The 20,511-nt window shown below is 67.5% G+C and carries 17 protein-coding genes and 4 pseudogenes; 20 read left to right on the forward strand and 1 reads right to left on the reverse strand.

From position 1 onward, the window contains the following. Nucleotides 1–23 precede the first annotated feature (23 nt). Nucleotides 24–464 (forward strand): annotated as a pseudogene (locus G6N24_RS25080) (DUF5632 domain-containing protein); the annotation flags it as partial. A gap of 180 nt (nt 465–644) precedes the next feature. Further along, nucleotides 645–1,106 (forward strand): hypothetical protein, encoded by a 462-nt coding sequence (locus tag G6N24_RS23940; RefSeq protein ID WP_169716070.1) that lies wholly within the window; start codon nt 645–647, stop codon nt 1,104–1,106. Between the two features lie 247 nt (nt 1,107–1,353). On the opposite strand, the gene G6N24_RS25085 is transcribed toward G6N24_RS23940, so the two are convergent. After that, nucleotides 1,354–1,836, reverse strand: coding sequence for a hypothetical protein (locus tag G6N24_RS25085; protein WP_163745590.1), 483 nt, complete (start codon nt 1,834–1,836; stop codon nt 1,354–1,356). 270 nt (nt 1,837–2,106) lie between these two features. Between G6N24_RS25085 and G6N24_RS25090 the strand changes: the two genes are divergently transcribed. The 18 genes and pseudogenes from G6N24_RS25090 to G6N24_RS21310 all read left to right on the forward strand — a co-directional run bounded on the left by G6N24_RS25090 (nt 2,107) and on the right by G6N24_RS21310 (nt 20,447). Beyond that, nucleotides 2,107–3,369: a DUF5632 domain-containing protein gene (locus G6N24_RS25090; RefSeq protein ID WP_232070627.1), complete on the forward strand. Its 1,263-nt coding sequence runs from the start codon at nt 2,107–2,109 to the stop codon at nt 3,367–3,369. Beyond that, a pseudogene (locus G6N24_RS21230) lies at nt 3,290–3,666 on the forward strand (hypothetical protein). The gene G6N24_RS25090 and the pseudogene G6N24_RS21230 overlap by 80 nt, the downstream one beginning before the upstream one ends. A 200-nt stretch (nt 3,667–3,866) precedes the next feature. Further along, a complete protein-coding gene (locus tag G6N24_RS25570; RefSeq protein ID WP_232070860.1) occupies nt 3,867–4,910 on the forward strand; it encodes a hypothetical protein in 1,044 nt (347 codons plus the stop codon). Between the two features lie 177 nt (nt 4,911–5,087). Then, nucleotides 5,088–5,621, forward strand: a complete 534-nt coding sequence (locus G6N24_RS25575; RefSeq protein WP_232070628.1) for a DUF5632 domain-containing protein — start codon at nt 5,088–5,090, stop codon at nt 5,619–5,621. A 4-nt stretch (nt 5,622–5,625) separates the two neighbouring features. Further along, on the forward strand, nt 5,626–5,916 hold the full coding sequence (locus tag G6N24_RS25580) for a DUF5631 domain-containing protein (protein WP_232070629.1): 291 nt from the start codon (nt 5,626–5,628) through the stop codon (nt 5,914–5,916). 174 nt (nt 5,917–6,090) lie between these two features. Then, a pseudogene (locus G6N24_RS25110) lies at nt 6,091–6,435 on the forward strand (hypothetical protein); the annotation flags it as partial. An 821-nt stretch (nt 6,436–7,256) separates the two neighbouring features. Then, complete coding sequence (locus G6N24_RS21255) at nt 7,257–8,117, forward strand: transglycosylase (protein ID WP_085161637.1); 861 nt, start codon at nt 7,257–7,259, stop codon at nt 8,115–8,117. Nucleotides 8,118–8,119: 2 nt separating this feature from the next. Continuing rightward, nucleotides 8,120–9,607, forward strand: coding sequence for a type VII secretion protein EccB (gene eccB / locus G6N24_RS21260; protein ID WP_085161636.1), 1,488 nt, complete (start codon nt 8,120–8,122; stop codon nt 9,605–9,607). Continuing rightward, nucleotides 9,608–13,807 carry a type VII secretion protein EccCa gene (eccCa, locus tag G6N24_RS21265; protein ID WP_085161635.1) on the forward strand — a complete coding sequence of 1,400 codons (4,200 nt, stop codon included), beginning with the start codon at nt 9,608–9,610 and terminating at the stop codon, nt 13,805–13,807. A gap of 11 nt (nt 13,808–13,818) precedes the next feature. Beyond that, a complete protein-coding gene (locus tag G6N24_RS21270; protein WP_085161640.1) occupies nt 13,819–14,133 on the forward strand; it encodes a DUF2563 family protein in 315 nt (104 codons plus the stop codon). Then, nucleotides 14,115–16,067, forward strand: coding sequence for a putative alpha/beta hydrolase (locus tag G6N24_RS21275; protein WP_085161634.1), 1,953 nt, complete (start codon nt 14,115–14,117; stop codon nt 16,065–16,067). Before G6N24_RS21270 ends, G6N24_RS21275 begins: the two co-directional genes overlap by 19 nt. Before the next feature lie 95 nt (nt 16,068–16,162). Continuing rightward, entirely contained in the window at nt 16,163–16,636 is a 474-nt protein-coding gene (locus tag G6N24_RS21280; RefSeq protein ID WP_163745592.1) for an LppA family lipoprotein, read from the forward strand. Nucleotides 16,637–16,641: 5 nt separating this feature from the next. Then, the gene (locus G6N24_RS25115; RefSeq protein ID WP_232070630.1) at nt 16,642–17,043 is read left to right on the forward strand and encodes a hypothetical protein; all 402 of its coding nucleotides are present in this window, start codon (nt 16,642–16,644) and stop codon (nt 17,041–17,043) included. Between the two features lie 183 nt (nt 17,044–17,226). Then, nucleotides 17,227–17,457, forward strand: a pseudogene (locus tag G6N24_RS21290) (PE domain-containing protein); the annotation flags it as partial. Nucleotides 17,458–17,535: 78 nt separating this feature from the next. Then, complete coding sequence (locus G6N24_RS21295) at nt 17,536–18,741, forward strand: PPE family protein (protein ID WP_085162656.1); 1,206 nt, start codon at nt 17,536–17,538, stop codon at nt 18,739–18,741. Between the two features lie 112 nt (nt 18,742–18,853). Then, nucleotides 18,854–19,180: a WXG100 family type VII secretion target gene (locus G6N24_RS21300; RefSeq protein WP_085162657.1), complete on the forward strand. Its 327-nt coding sequence runs from the start codon at nt 18,854–18,856 to the stop codon at nt 19,178–19,180. A gap of 42 nt (nt 19,181–19,222) precedes the next feature. After that, a complete protein-coding gene (locus G6N24_RS21305; RefSeq protein ID WP_085162658.1) occupies nt 19,223–19,510 on the forward strand; it encodes a WXG100 family type VII secretion target in 288 nt (95 codons plus the stop codon). 106 nt (nt 19,511–19,616) lie between these two features. Then, nucleotides 19,617–20,447 carry an ESX secretion-associated protein EspG gene (locus tag G6N24_RS21310; protein WP_085162659.1) on the forward strand — a complete coding sequence of 277 codons (831 nt, stop codon included), beginning with the start codon at nt 19,617–19,619 and terminating at the stop codon, nt 20,445–20,447. Nucleotides 20,448–20,511: the final 64 nt, after the last annotated feature.

A 20,511-nucleotide genomic window follows, 5' to 3' on the forward strand; every position in this document is an offset into this window, starting at 1 on the left:
CCGAGCAGCAACGGCTGCAGCGGATGGTGGATGCGGTGGCCCGCCAGGAACCGCGCCTGTGGTGGGCGGCCGGGCTGCGCGAGGACGGCATCACCAGCCTGCTGGTCACCGATCTGGCCGGCGGGTGGATTCCACCCCATGTGCGATTGCCCGCGAACGTGACGCTGCTGGAGCCAACCGCACGACGCCGCGATGCCGGCGTCGTCGATTTGCTGGGCGCCGTCGTGGTCGCGGCGGCGCATGAGCCCCACGCCTACGTTGCCGAGCCGGGCGCGGACGCGCCTGGGCTTACGGGGGATCGGTCAGCGCGCTCGGCCGTACCGAAGGTCGACGAACTCGGGCCCACGTTGGTTGAGGCTGTGCGCCGCCGCGACGGTCTGCCGCGGATAGCCCAGGTCATCGTGGTGCCGGCCGTACGCAAAACCGGTGTGCCCGACAACGAAGCCGAACTGCTGCGCGACCGCATCGCCGCAATTCAAGAGTCGGTGCTCAACGCCTATCCCCGCCACAACCTCACTGCTGTCGGGGGGCCCCCGATACCGCATCTGCCGACGGCATGCCCAGGTGGGGGGCGATCTGGCGCAAGCGGCAAGCCGGTGTCCGGCGATACGATCTGCCACGTGACCGCTCCAGCATCGTCGCCCATGCCACGCCCACGCAGTTGGCCCGCCATCGTCGTGGCCGCGATCGCTGCTGTGGTGGCGGTCGGGGCGCTGATCGTGGCCCTGATTAATTCCACGTCGCCGGCTCCATCTGCTGCAACGACAACGCCTACTTACACCGCTGCCGAGACCGCCGCCGCTCAACGGCAGCTGTGCGACATGTACAAACTGGCAGCACAGGCCGTGCAGATCGATACCGCCGGGAGTGACAAGGCATTGGCGCGCATAGCCACTACAAATGGCGCAGTCATGCTCGAAATGGCAGCGGCGAATCCTGCTCTCGATGCCAGCGACCGTGACGCCGCGCGCGCGTTGGCGAAGACATACATGACGCTTACGGCGAAGGGTAGTTATGGCGTCGCAACTGACGCCGAATATCAGGCAGCTCTCGATGACCTCATCGGCAAGGACGCAGCTATGAAAAAGGTCTGTGGTGGCGGGTGACCTCCCGCCCGGTAAGTGGACGGCGGCGCTGGTCGGTCCGTGGTGGCCGGCCCCTTCGGCGGCCCTGCATGCCGCGGCACAACACTGGGCTACTTGGGCGACGCAGAAGGACGAGCTGGCTCGGAATCTGAAGAACCAGCGTGAACTTTTGTCACGAAATCAGGGCAGAACGGCCGAGGATCTCATCGCCCGGTATTATCAGGGAGCGCAATCGGAAGGCCATAAGGCGGAAAAATATAAAATAAAATCAGGTGCGTTCGAAGCCGCCGCCGGCGCCATCGATTATCTGCGGAATCGGTTGATCGAAATTGCAGAAGAAGGAAACAAAGAAATCGACGACGTTATTACGTCGAACAAGCCGCTGCCGGAGCAAATAACGGAAATACAGGCGATCCAAGCGAGGTGCAACGCTGATGCGGCAAACGCATCCCGGAACGCCGTCGACAAGATCATGGCAGGTACCCAGAAGATCCTCGAAGCTGAAGATATCGGTGGCGATGCTCGTACGTGGGCGCGCGCGAACGGCTTCGGCGTCGACGATGCTCCACCGCCCCGCCCGATCAGCAAGGACGACCTCAATTCGCCACCAGCCGCCGCCGGCGGACGCAGCAGTGGTGTTGGTACATCTGGCACCAGCACGCCCGCGTCGCCGCCAGCGGTAGCTAGCGCCGGTGGGCTCGCCAGCGGTGGCGGTGGTAGTTCGGGAAATGTCCCTAACACGAGCGCGCAAGTGTCACGCCTACCGGTAGCTGGTGTCGGTGGGCTCGCTAGCGGAGGACCTGTGCCATCCGCACCACCAGTCGCAACCCCCGCTGGTGGTGGTCCGCCGGTGGTCGGCCCTGGGGTACCAGCGGCGCCGGGTATGCCGGGTGCACCGTCACTGTCGCCAGTGGCCGTCGGCCGGGGCGTGTCGCCCGGGTCGATTGGGCAATCGTTGGCGACCGGGATGGTGACGGGGCAGCCGGCCGCGGCTGGTGCGCAGTCGCTGTCGGAGGGGGCGATGAGCGCGATCCAGTCGGGGTCGGCTCCTGCGCCGCAGGCTGCTGCTCCGATGACGGCGCCGGCGGCGCCGGCGCCGCTGGCCATGGCTGCCGGTATCGAATCGGCCGCTAAACACGGTCCAGTGGATGCGCCGTCGAACACCCCCAACTCCCCGCCGGCGTCGACCGCGAGTAGTGTCCCGGTCGCGCCGGCGGTGCTGACCGCCGGGCCGGTGTCGGCACCCGCAGCGCCGGCGGGCGGCCCGGCCGTGCCCGCGGGGCCGCTGCCGGCGTACGGCTCTGATCTACGGCCACCTGTCGTAGCGGCCCCCGCCACGGCCCCGGCCACGGCCGCGCCGGTCTCCGGCGCGCCGGTGGCATCCTCGGCGGCGTCGTCTGCGTCGGCCGGGGGCGCGGTGGTTTCTCCGGTGGAGCGCGCGGCCGCGAAAGCCGCGGCTGGCCAGGCCGGCGCGGGCTCGGCGTCGATGGTCGGCGCATCGGCGGTTTCGGCCACAGCCGGGGCGTCGGCCGGCGCGGTGTCGGCCGGGGTGGCCGAGCAGCAACGGCTGCAGCGGATGGTGGATGCGGTGGCCCGCCAGGAACCGCGCCTGTGGTGGGCGGCCGGGCTGCGCGAGGACGGCATCACCAGCCTGCTGGTCACCGATCTGGCCGGCGGGTGGATTCCACCCCATGTGCGATTGCCCGCGAACGTGACGCTGCTGGAGCCAACCGCACGACGCCGCGATGCCGGCGTCGTCGATTTGCTGGGCGCCGTCGTGGTCGCGGCGGCGCATGAGCCCCACGCCTACGTTGCCGAGCCGGGCGCGGACGCGCCTGGGCTTACGGGGGATCGGTCAGCGCGCTCGGCCGTACCGAAGGTCGACGAACTCGGGCCCACGTTGGTTGAGGCTGTGCGCCGCCGCGACGGTCTGCCGCGGATAGCCCAGGTCATCGTGGTGCCGGCTGTACGCAAAACCGGTGTGCCCGACAACGAAGCCGAACTGCTGCGCGACCGCATCGCCGCAATTCAAGAGTCGGTGCTCAACGCCTATCCCCGCCACAACCTCACTGCTGTCGGTGGGCCCCTGATATCGCATCTGCCGACGGCATGCCCGGGTGGGGGCGATCTGGCGCAAGCGGGAAGCGGTGTCCGGCGATACGATCTGGCACGTGACCGCGCCTTCATCGTCGCCCAGGCCACGTATGTGCAGTTGGCTCGCCATCGTCGTGGCCGCGATCGCTGCTGTAGTGGCGGTCGCCGCGCTGATCGTGGCCCTGATTAATTCCACGTCGCCGGCTCCATCTGCTGCAACGACAACGCCTACTTACACCGCCGCCGAGACCGCCGCCGCTCAACGGCAGCTGTGCGACACCTACAAACTGGTGGCGCGTGCAGTACAAGCCGACACGAACGGGAGCGATAAGGCGCTGGCACGTATCACGCTCACGAACGGTGCGGCAATCCTCGACAATGCGTCAGCCGATCCAGCCCTCGACGCCAAACACCGCGACGCAGCGCGCGCGTTAGCGGCCGCTTACCGCACGACGATTGCAATTGCGAGTGGTGGCACTCAGCCTGAGTGGCAGGCTGCACTTGATGACGGCAACGCCAAGGATGCTGCTATGAAAAGGGTCTGTGGTGGCGGGTGATCTCCCGCCCGGTAGGTGGACGGTAGCGCTGGTCGGGCCGTGGTGGCCGGCCCCGTCGGCGGCCCTGCAGGCCGCGGCACAACACTGGGCGACTTGGGCGACGCAGAAGGACGAACTAGCTCGGAATCTGATGAACCAGCGTGAACTTTTGTCCCGGAATCAGGGAAGAACGGCCGAGGATCTCATCGGCCGGTATTATCAGGGAGCGCAATCGGAAGGCCGTAAGGCGGAAAAATATCAAATAAAATCAGATGCCTTCGAAACTGCCGCCGGCGCCATCGATTATCTGCGGAGTCGGTTGACCGAAATCGCAGACGAAGGAAATAAAGAAATCGACGACGTTCTTGCGTCGAACAAGCCGCTGCCGGAGCAAATAGCGGAGATACAGGCGATCCAAGCGCGGTGCAACGCTGATGCGGCGAACGCATCCCGCAATGCCGTCGACAAGATCATGGTGGCCACGCAGAAGATCCTCGAGGCCGAAGATATCGGTCGTGACGCCCGAACGTGGGCACGGGCGAACGGCTTTAGCGTCGACGATGCTCCGCCAGCATCCCCGATTAGCAAGGATGACTTGGATGTGCCGCCGGCATTGGGCTGTGGTATCGGCGGGCCTGGTAGTAGTGACTGCGGACCCGTCGCAGGTGGCGAGACGACGGCACCAGCGTTGGGAGTTGGTACAGGCGGGCCTGGTAGCGGAGGCAGTCAGATCGGTACCCAGGTCAGCGGCTTGCCGCCTCGGGCAATTGGCCCCACGGGTGGCCCTCTGAACGCAGGGCCCGTGCCATCCGCACCGCCAGTCGCAACCCCCGCTGGTGGTGGTCCGCCGATGGTCGGCCCCGGTGTACCAGCAGCGCCGGCTATGCCGGGTGCGCCGTCGTTGTCGCCGGCGGCCGTCGGCCAGGGCGTGTCGCCCGGGTCGATTGGGCAATCGTTGGCGACCGGGATGGTGACGGGGCAGCCGGCCGCGGCTGGTGCGCAGTCGCTGTCGGAGGGGGCGATGAGCGCGATCCAGTCGGGGTCGGCTCCTGCGCCGCAGGCTGCTGCTCCGATGACGGCGCCGGCGCCGCCGGCGCCGCTGGCCATGGCTGCCGGTATCGAATCGGCCGCTACACACGGTCCAGTGGATGCGCCGTCGAACACCCCAACTCCCGCCGGCGTCGACCGCGAATAGTGTCCCGGTCGCGCCGGCGGTGCTGACCGCCGGGCCGGTGTCGGCACCCGCAGCGCCGGCGGGCGGCCCGGCCGTGCCCGCCGGGCCGCTGCCGGCGTACGGCTCAGACCTACGCCCACCTGTCGTAGCGGCCCCCGCCACGACCCGGCCACGGCCGCGCCGGTCTCCGGCGCGCCGGTGGCATCCTCGGCGGCGTCGTCTGCGTCGGCCGGGGGCGCGGTGGTTTCTCCGGTGGAGCGCGCGGCCGCGAAAGCCGCGGCTGGCCAGGCCGGCGCGGGCTCGGCGTCGATGGTCGGCGCATGGGCGGTTTCGGCCACAGCCGGGGCGTCGGCCGGCGCGGTGTCGGCCGGGGTGGCCGAGCAGCAACGGCTGCAGCGGATGGTGGATGCGGTGGCCCGCCAGGAACCGCGCCTGTGGTGGGCGGCCGGGCTGCGCGAGGACGGCATCACCAGCCTGCTGGTCACCGATCTGGCCGGCGGGTGGATTCCACCCCATGTGCGATTGCCCGCGAACGTGACGCTGCTGGAGCCAACCGCACGACGCCGCGATGCCGGCGTCGTCGATTTGCTGGGCGCCGTCGTGGTCGCGGCGGCGCATGAGCCCCACGCCTACGTTGCCGAGCCGGGCGCGGACGCGCCTGGGCTTACGGGGGGATCGGTCAGCGCGCTCGGCCGTACCGAAGGTCGACGAACTCGGGCCCACGTTGGTTGAGGCTGTGCGCCGCCGCGACGGTCTGCCGCGGATAGCCCAGGTCATCGTGGTGCCGGCCGTACGCAAAACCGGTGTGCCCGACAACGAAGCCGAACTGCTGCGCGACCGCATCGCCGCAATTCAAGAGTCGGTGCTCAACGCCTATCCCCGCCACAACCTCACTGCTGTCGGGGATTGGATGCTGCTGGCGGCGATCGAGGCTCTGATCGACGAGCATGAGTACGTCGCGAATTACCATGTGGCCTGGTTTGGCGCGATCACGAGGCGCGGTGGCTCAAGGGGGTTTGCGGCCTAAACGGCGGCCAGAAACCGCGGCGTCCGACGCGCTTGGTGCGGATTGCTTGATCGCTGAGCGACGCCCGACACTGCGACGTGAATACCGCTCGATGCGCGCTGTGACAAAATGGCGATGCTGCCGGCCGCTGGCTGCGAAGCAGACGAGCGTCCAGACGAAGTTCGAGGGGTAAACATGACCGGAGATCAGAACCCGGCGCCGGGCCCGCTTCCTTCGTTTCCGCCGGGCGGAGTTCCGATCAAGGTGACGCCCGAGATCTTATTGCAGCTCTTGACGGCGCCCCCGGCGTCAGGTCCGGCACCGTTTCCGGGGGTTCCCGCAGACCTACCCACGCCTGCCAATGCCGCTCAGGGCGCAATTTTCGCTGCGGGCAATGCTGGAGTGGCAGCCGACGCGGCGTCCAGCACCCAGGAGGACTTGGATCGTCGGGCGCATGCGGCCGATGCCGCGCAAAAGTTCACGGCGAACGAGGCCGATGCGGCCCAGCAGTTCCAGGGGGTCGGCGCTGAGGCGGGTGCCCAGGGGGCTACGCAGATGATGCAACAGGCAGTGTCGGGCATTACCGGTGCGGTCGGCGGCGCGGTTGGCGGCATTTTGGGGCCGCTCACCCAGCTTCCGCAACAGGCGATGCAGGCCGGGCAGGGCGCAATGCAGCCGCTGATGGGTGCGCTGCAGCAGGCCGGCGGCGCACAGGGACTACAGGCCGCCGACGGGGCGCGGCTTGTGGACAGCATCGAAGGAGAACCCGGCCTCGGCCCCGGCGGTGATGCTGGCGGCATCGGCGCCGGCGGCGGGGGCGGTGCCGGCACGACCCCGACCGGCTATCTGGGTCCCCCACCCGTGCCGACGTCGTCGCCGCCGACGACTCCTGCTGGGGCCCCGGGCAAGTCGGTGGCGGCGCCACCGACCGGTGGCACCCCGCCCGCGTCGGGGCCGGCCGGCATGACCGGTATGCCGATGGTGCCCCCGGGAGCGATGGGCGCTACCGGCGAAGGCAGTAAGGATAAGCCGGTCGAGAAGCGCGTGACCGCGCCGGCGGTGCCCAATGGCCAGCCGGTCAAGGGGCGCCTGACGGTCCCGCCGAGCGTTCCGGCGAAACCTGTCGATGGCAAACCACCGGTGGTCACCAGGTCGCCGCGGCGGGTTGTGGTGATGCCGAATGACGACGAGGTATAAGGAATAGCCTCAGCCACCTGATCACCGGTGCGAGACCCGGTACCGCGGTGAGCTGAGTGGTCGGGTCGTCCTCGCGACAGTAGTCTCTTGGCCGTGCGGCCAAAGGAGCAGATTGTGGCCTCGGGCTACTTTGCGGTAGCCGACCAGGAGGTGCGGGAGAACCCTTGACTGATCCCCTGACGGCGCAGGCGCTTGCGGCGTTGTCGCGGGGCCATCGCCTGTTCGCTGGCGGCGTTGGCGGCGCCGACATTGACGCGCCCGCGCAGATCCGGGCCCGTGCCGACGCAATCTCCCGTACGCGAATAGCCCTGCCCGCCGTGGCGGCAAGCCGCTCCGGGGGCGCCGCCAGCGCGCTACGTCGATTGGCCGACACCGACGAGGCGCTGGCACAGATCACAGCGGCGGCGCGGGCCGAGCACGCGCACGCGAGCATGGCAACGCGCGCAATCCTCGACGCCGCCAAGGCCGACGCGCCACGGGCCGACGACACCCCAATGGGCCGGCGGGAGGCGATAACCCGGATGGCGGCGCGGCTGCGGGCGCAGCACCGGCACATCGCGCGGTCACGGTCGCAAGCGCGGCGGCTCGCGCTGCGGCTGCGGCGGTTGCGCTATCTACACACGTCACGCAGGACGCACCACCAAACCGGGCGAGCTGCCGTGTTGTCAGCGATCCAAGAAGCATTGGATATCAAAGGAATTCACGACCCCGCCGCGCGCGCCCGCTGGACCAGCGGCATGGAGTTGGTGGCTCGCCGCGAGTCGAACTACAACGCCAACGCGGTAAACGACTGGGATTCCAACGCCGCGAGGGGCACGCCCAGCAAGGGTGCCTGGCAGTTCATCGCTCCGACGTTCGCCAGGTATCACGAGCCGGGGACGTCGCCCAACATCCACGATCTGGTCGCCCAGGCGTGTGCGTTCATCAACTACGCGCGCGGCCACTACGGGGTTGCCGCGGATGCGTCGAATCTGGCCGACCGGATTCAGCAGGCCGATCCTCGCCGACCACCGAGGGGGTATTGAGCATGCCGCTGAGTTTGTCCAACCGCGACCAAAATTCCGGTCATCTGTTTTACAACCGGCGGCTGCGGGCGGCCACGACCCGGTTCTCGGTGCGGATGAAACACGATGATCGCAAACAAACCGCCGCGCTGGCGTTGTCGGTGGTGTTGGTGGCCATTGCCGCCGGATGGATGATGCTGCTCAACGTGCTCAAGCCCACCGGCATTGTGGGTGAGTCGGCGATCATCGGAGACCGCGATTCCGGGGCGATCTACGCGCGCATCGACGGCCGCCTGTATCCGGCGCTGAATCTGACGTCGGCGCGGCTGGCGACGGGGACGGCGGGGCAGCCGGCATGGGTCAAACCGGCCGAGATTGCCAAGTATCCGACCGGGCCGCTGGTCGGCATCCCCGGGGCTCCCGCGGCGATGCCGGTGAACCGGGGCGCGATCTCTGCCTGGGCGGTGTGCGACACGGCCGGGCGTCCGCGCAGCGGGGACAAGCCGGTGGTCACCTCGATCGCGGGCCCGCTCACCGGCGGCGGCCGCGCGACACACCTGCGCGACGACGCGGGGCTGCTGGTGACGTTCCAGGGCAGCACCTACGTGATCTGGGGTGGCAAGCGCTCGCAGATCGATGCGACCGACAGGGCGGTCACCCTGAGCCTGGGGCTGGACCCCGGAGTGACGGCACCGGTGGAGATCTCGCGCGCGCTGTTTGACGGCTTGCCCGCGACCGAGCCGCTGCGCGTGCCGCAGGTACCCGAGGCGGGCGCCCCGTCGAAGTGGGTGCCGGGTTCCCAGGTGGGTGCGGTGCTGCAGGCCCAAACCGCGGGCGGGGGCAGCCAGTACTATGTTCTGCTGCCGGACGGGGTGCAAAAGATCAACAGCTTCGTGGCCGATCTGCTGCGCAGCGCCAACTCCTACGGGTCGACGGCGCCGCGGGTGGTGACTCCCGACGTGCTGGTCAACACCCCCCAAGTTGCCTCGCTGCCGGTGGACTATTACCCGAGCGGGCGGCTGAATTTCGTTGACGCCGCGGCCAATCCGACCACATGCGTGGCGTGGGAGAAGGCGCCGACCGACCCGCAGGCCCGCGTCGCCGTCTACAACGGACGGGGGCTCCCGGTGCCCTCGTCGATGGACAGCCGGATCGTGCGGCTGGTGCGTGACGACCGGGACCCGGCGTCGGTGGTGGCCAACCAGGTGCTGGTGTTGCCGGGAGCGGCGAACTTCGTGACGTCGACCAGCGGCGTGATCACCGCCGATTCGCGCGAATCGTTGTTCTGGGTATCCGGAAACGGTGTGCGGTTCGGAATCGCCAACGACGAGCCGACGCTGCGCGCACTGGGACTCGACCCCGGTGTGGCGGTGCAGGCGCCGTGGCCGTTGCTGCGGACCTTTGCCGCGGGACCGGCCTTGTCGCGCGAGGCGGCGCTGTTGGCTCGCGACACGGTGCCGACGCTCGGCCAGGTGGCCATTGTGACGACGACAGCGAAGGCGGGCGGCTAAGTGTCCAAGAAAGCGTTTCCGATCAACCGCGTCAAGATAGACCCGCCGAAACCCGTTCGGGTAGCGCCGAATCCGCCGATAGCTCTGCCGGAGCGCGAGCCGCGCAACATTTGGGTGATGATCGGCGTGCCGGCGTTGATCGTCGCGCTGATCGGCACCATCGTCATGCTGTACGTGTCGGGCGTGCGCAGCCTGTCCACCGGGTTCTTCCCGCTGATGGGAATCGGCGCGTTCAGCATGCTGGCGTTTTCGGGGCGGTTTGGGCGGGCCCGCAAGATCACCTGGGGGGAAATGGAAAAGGGCCGTCGGCGCTATCTACGCGACCTCGACGGCATCCGGGACGAGATTCAGACGGCGGTGTGCGCGCAACGCTCATGGCAGCACGCGGTGCACTCCGATCCGCGCGGGCTAGGTGCCATCATCGGCGGTCCGCGGATGTGGGAACGCGGCCGCGGCGACGTCGACTTCTTGGAGGTAAGACTAGGGACGGGCGTGCAGCATGCGCCGGATTCGGTGTTGTCGGTGACCTGGCCCGACATATCCTCCGATGAGGAGTTGGAACCCGTCACCGGGCAGGCGTTACGGGATTTCATCTTGGAGCAGCGCAAGATCCGCGACATCGCCAAGGTGGTGAACCTGCGCTCGGCGCCGGGCTTCAGTTTCGTCAGCGAGGACTTGGACCGGGTGCGAGCGCTGATGCGCTCGGCGCTGTGCTCGTTGGCGGTGTTTCACAACCCGCGCGACGTCAAGCTTCTGGTGGTGACGCGCAACCCCGAAGTGTGGTCGTGGATGGTGTGGCTGCCGCACAACCTGCACGACGAGCTGTTCGATGCCTGCGGGTGGCGGCGGCTGATCTTCGCCACACCCGAGGAGCTGGAGGCCGCGCTCGGCGCCGAGCTGCACATGAAGGGCAAGCGCGGCGCGTGGACCCCGGTGGCGGCGGCCAGCCCGACGGCGATGGGCTCGGCGCTGGAAACCGGGCAGGCAACTGCCGCAGTCGATCTGGGACCGCACCTGGTGATCGTCGACGACAACACCGGCAGCCCCGACGCGTGGGAAAGCGTGGTCGGCCAGGTCGGCAAGGCGGGTATTACGGTGCTGCGCATCGCGTCTCGGGTGGGCACCGGCGTGGGCTTCGCCGAGGACCAGGTCTTCGAAATGGGTGAGCGGCATGGCGCGGCAAGCGGTTCGGGGCCGGTTCAAAGCGACGGCGCCGACGAGGACGACGACGAGCGGCCGGCGCCGCTGCTGCGTGCGCGCGGCAAGTTCTTCGCCCATGCCGACCAGCTGTCCATCCATCGGGCTTACCGCTACGCGCGGGCCATGGCGCGGTGGTCGCCGACAAGCCGCAGCGAGATCACCGATTCGGCCAGCGGCGCGGCGGAGCTGCTGCGCTCGCTTGGCATCAGCGACCCGCGTGAATTGGATGTCGATCGGTTGTGGGCCGAGCGCCGCGGCCGCGGTGACGAGCGGTGGTCGGAGATCCCGGTGGGCGCCAAGCCGAACGGCGAGCTGCAGAATATCATTTTGCGCGCCAAGGACTTTGGCGGCTTCGGGTTTCACTCCGTGGTGATCGGCACCAGCGGTTCGGGCAAGTCGGAATTCTTTTTGTCGCTGGTCTATGGAATCGCGCTGACGCACTCACCGGAGACGTTCAACGTCATCTTCGTCGACATGAAATTCGAATCGGCGGCCCAAGACATCCTGGGCCTCCCCCACGTGGTGGCCGCGCTGTCCAACCTCGGCAAGGACGAGCGGCATCTCGCGGAGCGGATGCGCAGGGTCATCGACGGTGAGATCAAGCAGCGTTACGAGCTGTTCACGTCGGTCGGCGCGCGCGACGCCAACGACTACGAGGAGATCCGTCTCGCCGGGCGTGATCTGCCGCCGGTGCCGGTGCTGCTGGTGATCGTCGACGAATATCTGGAGTTGTTCGCCAACCACGAAAAGTGGATCCAACTGATCATCCACATCGGTCAGGAGGGCCGCGGCGCCAACGTCTTCTTCATGCTGGGTGGTCAGCGGCTGGACTTGTCATCGCTTCAGAAAGTCAAGTCCAACATCGCGTTTCGGATCGCGCTACGCGCCGAATCCGGCGATGACAGCCGGGAAGTGATCGGCAGCGACGCCGCTTACCATCTGCCGTCGAAGGAGAACGGCTTCGCGCTGCTGAAGGTGGGGCCGCGCGACCTCGAGCCGTTCCGCTGCTTCTACTTGTCCGCGCCGTTCGTGGTGCCCAAGAAGAAAGAAGTGGCCCGAACCATCGACATGACCCTGACCAAGCCGCGGCTGTACGGCTGGCAGTACCAGCCGCTGGATGCGGCCGACGCCGAGGCATTGGCGGCCGCCGCCGCTGCCGACGCGGAGCCCGACGAATTCCTCTACCACGACGACGGTTTCAAGAAGAAAAAGATCGTCGACGTGCTGCGGGAGTCGCTGCACAACGTGCCGCACCGATCGCCGCGCCGGCCGTGGTTGGAGCCGCTGGAGGACGCCGAGCCCGTCGATGCTCTGGTGGCGGGATACCGCGGCAGGCCATGGCATGTCGACTACGGAGATAACCCAGGGCTGATGTTCCCGGTGGGCGTCATGGACATCCCTGAAGAATCCAAGCAGGTCGTGTATGCGATCGACGCGTTGCGCAGCAACATCATCGTGGTGGGCGCCAAGCAGCGCGGCAAGACGACCACCTTGATGACGCTAATGTGCTCGGCCGCAACAATGTACAGCCCGGCGCGGGTGACGTTCTTTTGCATCGGGGGCGCGACCATGGCCCAGATTGGGTCGCTGCCGCACGTCACCGACATCGTGTCGCCGAAGGACTCCGAGGGCATCGAGCGCATCTTGAGCACGATGGAGGCGCTGATCGACGCGCGTGAGGAGGCATTTCGGCAAGCCAAGATCGATCTGGACGGGTTCCGGGAGCGCCGGTTCGGGGTCGGCAGCGACGGGCGGGGCGGTACCGATCCCAATGACCGGTTCGGGGATGTCTTTGTGGTGCTCGATGATTACGACGACCTGTACTCGAAGGACACCCTCTTGGGGGATCGCATCATCTCGTTGAGTAGCCGTGGTCCGGAGTACGGGGTGCACCTGATGTGCAGCGCCGGGGGCTGGATCCACGGGCAGCGGCAGAATCTCCTGCAGAACGTCACCGCGCGAATTCAGTTGCGGCTGGCCGATCCCGGGGAGAGCCAGATGGGGCACTCGTCGATCGAATCGCGGGAAGCGGCGCGGCGAACCTTGAACCGCCCCGGCTTTGGTTTGACCGATAGCTTGCACGAGCTGCGGGTCGGTATTCCGGCGCTGGCCGACCCCACCACCGGCGAGCTGGTGAACATCACCGAAGTTGGCGCGCGCATCGCCGAGGTCGCCGGTGTGACCAAGCATGCAAGCCTGCAGCGCCTGCCACAGCGCGTGGAACTCAAGGCGATCCTCGAGCACGAGGGCGCGCGGCCCAGCGGCGACGAGCTTTCGATTGCGTTTGCGATCGGTGAGCGCCACCAACTCGGTCCCGTTGCACTGCGGCTGCGGGAAAGCCCGGGGTTGATGATCCTGGGCCGCCAAGGCTGCGGCAAGACCACGGCGCTGGTGGCCATCGGTGAGGCGGTGATGAGCCGGTTCAGCCCGGAGGAGGCGCAGCTCACGCTGATCGACCCCAAGACCGCCCCGCACGGCCTGCGGGATCTGCACGGCCCCGGTTATGTGCGTGCGTACGCCTATGACCAAGACGAGATCGACGAGGTCATCACCGAGTTGGCTCAACAGGTACTGCTGCCGCGGTTGCCTCCCAAGGGTTTGAGCCAGGAGGAGTTGCGAGCGCTCAAGCCGTGGGAAGGCGCTCGGCATTTTGTGCTCATCGACGACGTCCAGGACCTGCGCAAGGAACAGAGTTACCCGGCCAAGCCGCCCGTGGGCGCGGCGCTGTGGATGCTGATGGAACGCGCCCGCCAGATCGGGTTGCACGTTTTCACGACGCGCAACAGCGCGAACTGGGCCACCATGCCGATGGATCCATGGATGAAATTTCAGACCTCGGCGAAAGTGGCCCAGTTGTACATGGACAACGACCCACAAAACCGGATCAACCGAATGGTCCGCGCCCAAGCGTTACCGCCCGGACGCGGACTGTTGGCGGGCGCCGACGGCGACGTCGAGGGGATCTTGGTCGGGCTGCCGTCCGTGGCTGCCGCGCAATGACCGTGGTAGCGATGTTCGTCGAACCCGGATTGCTGCACGCGCGCGCGAATCAGTGCGGCCGTGCCGGTGAGCACGCCCAATTCGGGGCAGATCACCTGTCGCGCGGTCCGCTGGCCGTGGGTATGTTCGGGGACTTCCCCGCGGCCGAATCGTTTCACGGCGCGGTGACGCTGGCTCACGCTGGCCACACCAAAGCCCTACAGGCGCACCAGGGAATCCTCGGCTCCGTCGGGAGCAAGGCGCATCATGCGGCACGCGGGTTTACCCGGATGGATGAGGGCAACGCGGCGGCCCTACGGGCGGTGCGATGCAGCTCCGGTACATAAGCATCCCGCTGCTGATCGGCGAGGCGGGCGGCGACCCCTGGGCGATCAACGATAGCCTCCAAGTCGGCCGCCCGGCGCAAATTTCCGAGTTGGCGCAGGCTTTCTACGACGCGGGCCGCTGCACCGCGGAGGCCAGCGCCGCCTTCACCGACGCCCGCCGCCGGTTTGAGGCGGCGTGGAACCGGGAGAGCGGCGATCACCCGATCAACGACTCCGCCGAGGTGCCGCGAGCGACGGCTTCATTGGGCCTACAGGCCGTGCAATTGCCAAGGATCGCAGTCGATTTGGAAAGCATCGCAGCCGCATTGGCCGAGGCGCAGCGGTCGGCAGGTGGGCAGATCGCGACGCTGGAGGCTCAGCTGCAGCAGCTCGACACCGAAATCGGCGAAGCGCTGGAGATGGAGAAAACCCCCCACCTCACCGCCGCCGACAGAGCGTCGCTCGAAGCGCTTATCACCGCCCTTGAAGATCAGGCGATCAAAGACACGCAAGTTGCCCTGGGCCAGCTGCAGTTGATCCGCAACGGCTACTCAGACACTCTGCAGAACTCGCTGAACACCTTGCGCATCGATGGCTACGATCCGGCGGTCATCGGAGCGTTGGACGCGCCGCAATCGCCGGCTGACGAACAGCATCCAATTCGGCCGCACCTGTCGCAGCCGTTGCCGGAGGATCCGAAGCAATTCGCCGAGCTGTGGAATCGGCTCACTCGGGAGCAGAAGGACTGGCTATACGGCCAAGACCACTACATCGGCAACCATGATGGGATGGCCGCCATTGACCGCGATCACTACAACCGGCTGACGCTTGGCGATGAACTGGCGCGCGCCCAAGCGGCCGCCGCGCAGGCCGACGCGTTGCGGGCCCAGCACCCCGACTGGGCGGCGGGCGAAAACATTCCCCACCCCAACGAGCCGGGCGCGATTTTCGACGACCGCCGCGCCTATGAGGTCTGGCAACACCACTACGACGACGCCCGCAACCAGGCCAAATACCTGCCTGATCTGCAAGCGGTCGACCGGGCCGTCGCCGGCAACCCGGATAGAAAGCTGCTGCTTTTGGACACCAAGAACGGCCGTCAGGCCCGCGCCGCCGTCGCGGTCGGTGACCCCGACACCGCCACACACGTCTCGGTCACCACCCCCGGACTGAACACCACCGTGCACGGCGGCATCGGCAACATGACCGAGGAGGCGACCAACCTCAGGACCGAAGCCCTCCGGCAACTGAGCTTCACGCCGGGCCACCAGCATGACACGGTGGCCGCCATTGCGTGGATCGGATATGACGCCCCACAGATCCCTGGCTGGGATGACATCGGCAGGTCGCTGGTGGGCGGCTGGGACGTCAGCCATGACGACGTCGCCAGAGCGGGTGCCCATGACCTGGCCCGCTTCTACGACGGGCTGGGGGCGGCCCACCAGGGCGCCCCTGCCCACCTGACCGCGATTGGGCATTCCTATGGCTCGCTGACCACCGGGCTGGCCCTGCAAGAACCCGGCAACCACGGGGTGAGTGACGCCCTGTTCTACGGCTCCCCCGGCATCGAAGCGTCCACGCCCCGGCAGCTGCAGCTGGGGCCCGGGCACGTCTACGCCATGGAAACCCCCGATGACCCCATCCAATGGGCTTATAACAGCAAGACCCTCTCGCACAGCCTGCCGTCCGGGCTCGCGCAGATCCTCGGGCTCGGCGCCGATGCCACCGGCACCGGCGACTTCGGACCCAACCCGGCGACCAATCCCAACTTCACCCGACTGGGCACCGGCCCGGCCGTCGTGTCCGACGGCCACGGCGGCACCTTGAACCTGCAAGGCGCACACGGGCACAGCGACTACCCCCGCCAGGGCAGCAATAATATGCCGCGCACCACCGGATACAACATCGCCGCAATCGTTGCCGGATTGGGCGACACGGCGGTACGCGGAAAATGAACATGCGCCCGAAGAGAAAACGATCCTACGGCGGCCGCCACGGACTTCTCGGCGCCGCCGTCACCGTTACCGCACTAGCCGCGACAGGATGCCACGTGTACGAGCCCTACCCACCCACCCCACCCGGCGAGGCGGCAAAGGCCCTCGAAGAACTCAGGGCGCTGCCGTCGTTCGAAGACACCAAGGTTCAGGTGCAAGCCGCCATGGACGAAATCACCGCGGCCGCGAGCAAACTCATTCCGTCGATTGTCTGGGAGACGCCGCACGAGGGATCAACAGGCAACTGCCAACAACCATATGAGCAAACTGACGGTAAGCGATATTTTCTGCCCGACGAAGTGGCTGTTCGTGTGCCGGTCTCCGAGAGCGACTGGGCCAAGATTGTCGAGGCAGCCAAAGAGGCCGCCGCCAAGCTCGACGCCACGGACGTGCAGGTCATCAAAAACCAGCCCGGCGACCATGACGTGTGGTTTTCCGGCCCCACCGGGATCTTCATCAAGATCGGCTACCGCGGCAACCTCGTCGTCTCCGGCTATACCGGCTGCCGGCTGCCGCAAGATAAGAAATAGTTGTCGTGAAGACCCACCTTTGTGAGCTGATGCATCCAGCACCTAATCCCGCGGTCAGAGATCGGCGCGGATTCCATTTCGCAGCCTATGTTGCATCCACTGGTGTCCTCGTTGCGATCGCCGCATTCGCCTCCTGGATGTGGCTGATCGCGGCAACGATGCTTAGTGACGATTGCCACGGCGATGACGTCCGCGACATTTGCACCAAAGAAAGCCAGCATTGGGCGGCAACGCTCCCGCTCGTCGCGCTCGCATCCATGGTGGTTGCGGCATTTGGGCCCGCGGTCCTCGTGGCGGTCTTCCGATGGCGTGCCGCGTGGGTATGGGTGGGACTCCCCCTTGCTATCGCGGCGTATTTCGCCGGACCGTTCCTCGCGAACTGGGCTCGCTCGGCCGGGATACTGTAGCCGGGAGCGGGCCCGCTGCCCGTCGAAGCGGCGCTGCGCCTCTGCGTGACCGGCCTCCAATCGGGCACCTTTGGGCTGCGGCAACGCCGGCTACAGCCGACTTGTGAATACACGATCGGCCCACTCCCACTACACTGACCGACCAACACCTTGCATCGCACACGCAACCGGAGGGGCTCGAACATGGTTTGGTCTGTGCAGCCAGAGGCGGTTTTGGCGTCGGCCGCCACGGAGTCGGCGATCAGCGCGGAAACCGAGGCCGCCGCCTCGGCAGCGGCGCCGGCGCTGCTGGGAACGACGCCGATGGGCGGCGACCCCGACTCCGCGATGTTCTCCGCGGCGCTGAATGCCTGTGGCGGCAGCTACCTGGGGGTGGTCGCCGAGCACGCCGCCCAGCGCGGTTTGTTCGCCGGGACGCAGGGCCTGGCGTCGGGCGTGTACGTGGCCACCGAGGCGGCCCGCGCGGCGGCATCGGCGCTAGGTTAACCACGCGTGCCCGATCCAGGATGGGCTGCGCGTACGCCTGAGGCCAACGATCTGCTGCTCAAGGCCGGCACCGGAGTGGCCACGCACGTGGCCAACCAAACGGCATGGACCACGTTGGGCGCGACCCACCACGCCTCAGGCATCGCGTCGGCGATCAACACCGCCGCCACCGCGGCGAGCTGGTTGGGTGTCGGGTCGGCGGCCTCCGCGCTCAACGTCACCATGCTCAACGCCTCGCTGCACGGGCTGGTCGGCTGGGTCGACGTCAAGCCGGCGGTGGTATCGGCCGCGATCGCCGCGTTTGAGACCGCCAACGCCGCCATGCGCCCCGCTCCCGAGTGCATGGAGAACCGCGACGAGTGGACGGCCGACAACATCGCCAATCCCAGTGTGTTGTGGACATTGACCCCGCGCATCGTCTCGCTGGACGTCGAGTACTTCGGGGTGATGTGGCCGAACAACTCCGCCGTGGGCGCCACTTACGGGGGGATCCTTGCCGCGCTCTCGGAAAGCCTGGCCATTCCACCGCCGGTAGCGACCATGGGCGCATCACCGGCGGCTCCCGCACAGGCCGCCTCGGCGATCGGCCAGGCTGCCGCGGAAACCGCCGCCGGGGACGGAATGCGATCCGCCTACCAGGGGGTGCAGGCGGGGACAACCGGCGCCGGCCAGTCGACGTCGGCCGGTGAAAACGTCGGGAATCAGATCGGCACGTTCATGCAGCCGGTGCAATCGATGATGGGAGCGGTCCCGCAGGCGCTGCAGGCTCCGTCCGGATTGATGCAGGCGCCGATGAGCGCCATGCAGCCCCTGCAATCGATGATGGGCATGTTCGCCAACCCGGGCGCACTGGGCATGGGTGCGGCGGCACCGGGGGCCTCGGCGGCATCGGCGAGCGGTGGGATCTCGGCCGCGGCGGCCGAGGCGTCGGTGGGCGCCGGCGGCGGGGGCGCCTCCCTGGGCGGTGCGGGCGTGCCGGCGACCAGTTTCACCCGTCCGGTCAGCGCCTTTGAGTCCGGCACCAGCGGCCGGCCGGTCGGCTTGCGGCCCAGCGGCGCACTGGGCGCGGAGGCTCTGCGCGCGCCGACGACATCGATCGGCGGGGCCCCCGTCGGCGGCATGCCGGTGGGCCATGCGGTGGGGGGTCACCGCGGATCCCACGGCAAATCCGAGCAACCCACGACCGTGCGCGTCGTCGACGACCGGCGGTAGGCCCGGCGTCGGCACAGGGTGAATCGACAGGTCCGCATAGCACCCATACACTTCGCGTCATGCCCCGATATTCAAGGGGGAATCGGCTAACGGCAGTAAGGAGAAAGTCCCCATGGCAGACAACACAATCCAGGTAACACCGCAGATGCTGCGCAGTACCGCCCACGACATCCAGGCGAATATGGAGCACGCCATGGGGATTGCCAAGGGTTACCTGGCCAATCAGGAAAACGTGATGAACCCGGCCACCTGGGCTGGCGCCGGCGTGGTTGCCTCGCACATGACCGCCACCGAGATCACCAACGAATTGAACAAGGTCCTGACCGGGGGCACGCGCCTGGCCGAGGGCCTCGTGCAGGCCGCGGCCCTGATGGAAGGGCACGAGGCGGACTCGCAGACCGCGTTCCAGGCACTGTTCGGCGCCGGCCACGGATCCTGACCCAACCCGCACCTCATATTCCGCTTCGGAAAGGAAATTTCAATGGGAGACCAAATCACCTATAACCCGGGAGCCGTGTCCGACTTCGCCTCGGATGTGGGCTCGCGCGCCGGCCAGCTCCACGCGATTTACGAGGACACCGCGAGCAAAACAAATGCGTTGCAAGAATTTTTCGCGGGCCACGGCGCGCAAGGGTTTTTCGACGCCCAGGCGCAGATGCTGTCGGGGCTGCAGGGGCTGATCGAGACGGTGGGTCAGCACGGGACCACGACCGGCCACGTGCTGGACAACGCGATCGGCACCGACCAGGCCATCGCCGGCCTGTTCTGAATCCGGCCAGGCTGGGAGCGGGGCACGAGTGAAGGTGGGGCACATGCGCGGTCCGCGCGTATGCCCCACCTTCTGCGTGGTGCTCGCCGATTGAGGTAAAAGCGGCATGCTGACAACGACCGTTGACGGCCTGTGGGTGTTGCAGGCGGTAACCGGGGTCGAACAGACCTGCCCCGAGCTGGGGTTGCGGCCCTTGTTGCCGCGGCTGGACACCGCCGAGCGGGCACTGCGCCACCCGGTGGCCGCCGACCTGATGGCCGCGGGTGCGCTGGATGAGGCCGGCGACGCCGACCCGATGATCCGCGAATGGCTCACCGTCCTGTTGCGGCGTGACCTGGGATTGCTCATAACTATCGGGTTGCCGGGCAGCGAGCCGACGCGCGCGGCCATTTGCCGATTCGCCAGCTGGTGGGTGGTGTTGGAACGCCACGGCGACCGTGTGCGGCTCTACCCGGCCGGCATTGCCCACGACGAGACCGACGCCGGTGAGCTCGTCGTGGGTCAGATCGAGCGGTTGTGCGGCGTCGCCGAGGCGGCGCCGCTGCGGCCGGTCACCGTGGACGCCGACGAGCTGCTTCAATCGGCACGCGACCCCGCCGGTCTGCGAGCGTTTCTGCTCAGCCAGCGTCTAGACATCGACCAGCTTCAAATGGTAACCATGGCGGCCGATCCCACGCGCTCCGCGCACGCGGCCATCGTGGCGCTGCAGACCGGCATCGGGCCGGAGAAAACGGCGCGCATGGTCGTCGGCGATTCAACGGTAGCCATCGTCGACAGCCCCGCCGGCCGTATCTGCGTGGAAAGCGTGGCGTCGGGGCAGCGCCGCTACCAGGTCCTCTCGCCGGGATCGCGCAGCGACATCGGTGGGGCGGTGCAGCGGCTTGTCCGTCGCCTGCCGGCCGGCGAACAGTGGTACTCCTACCGGCGTGTGGTCTAAATAACAATGCCTTGGAATAGCACGCTAATTAACGCAGGTGAAGGGCCGCCGAGCGAGGTAAACG

The organism is Mycobacterium lacus, from assembly GCF_010731535.1.
Classification (GTDB): domain Bacteria; phylum Actinomycetota; class Actinomycetes; order Mycobacteriales; family Mycobacteriaceae; genus Mycobacterium; species Mycobacterium lacus.

What these genes read in the sequence shown, in the direction of transcription:
- G6N24_RS21300 (WP_085162657.1), top strand. Translation starts at nt 18,854, where the DNA reads ATGGCAGACAACACAATCCAGGTAACACCGCAGATGCTGCGCAGTACC.
- G6N24_RS21305 (WP_085162658.1), top strand. Translation starts at nt 19,223, where the DNA reads ATGGGAGACCAAATCACCTATAACCCGGGAGCCGTGTCCGACTTCGCC.
- G6N24_RS21270 (WP_085161640.1), top strand. Translation starts at nt 13,819, where the DNA reads ATGTTCGTCGAACCCGGATTGCTGCACGCGCGCGCGAATCAGTGCGGC.
- G6N24_RS21275 (WP_085161634.1), top strand. Translation starts at nt 14,115, where the DNA reads ATGCAGCTCCGGTACATAAGCATCCCGCTGCTGATCGGCGAGGCGGGC.
- G6N24_RS25090 (WP_232070627.1), top strand. Translation starts at nt 2,107, where the DNA reads ATGAGCGCGATCCAGTCGGGGTCGGCTCCTGCGCCGCAGGCTGCTGCT.
- G6N24_RS21310 (WP_085162659.1), top strand. Translation starts at nt 19,617, where the DNA reads ATGCTGACAACGACCGTTGACGGCCTGTGGGTGTTGCAGGCGGTAACC.
- G6N24_RS23940 (WP_169716070.1), top strand. Translation starts at nt 645, where the DNA reads ATGCCACGCCCACGCAGTTGGCCCGCCATCGTCGTGGCCGCGATCGCT.
- eccB (WP_085161636.1), top strand. Translation starts at nt 8,120, where the DNA reads ATGCCGCTGAGTTTGTCCAACCGCGACCAAAATTCCGGTCATCTGTTT.
- G6N24_RS25570 (WP_232070860.1), top strand. Translation starts at nt 3,867, where the DNA reads ATGAACCAGCGTGAACTTTTGTCCCGGAATCAGGGAAGAACGGCCGAG.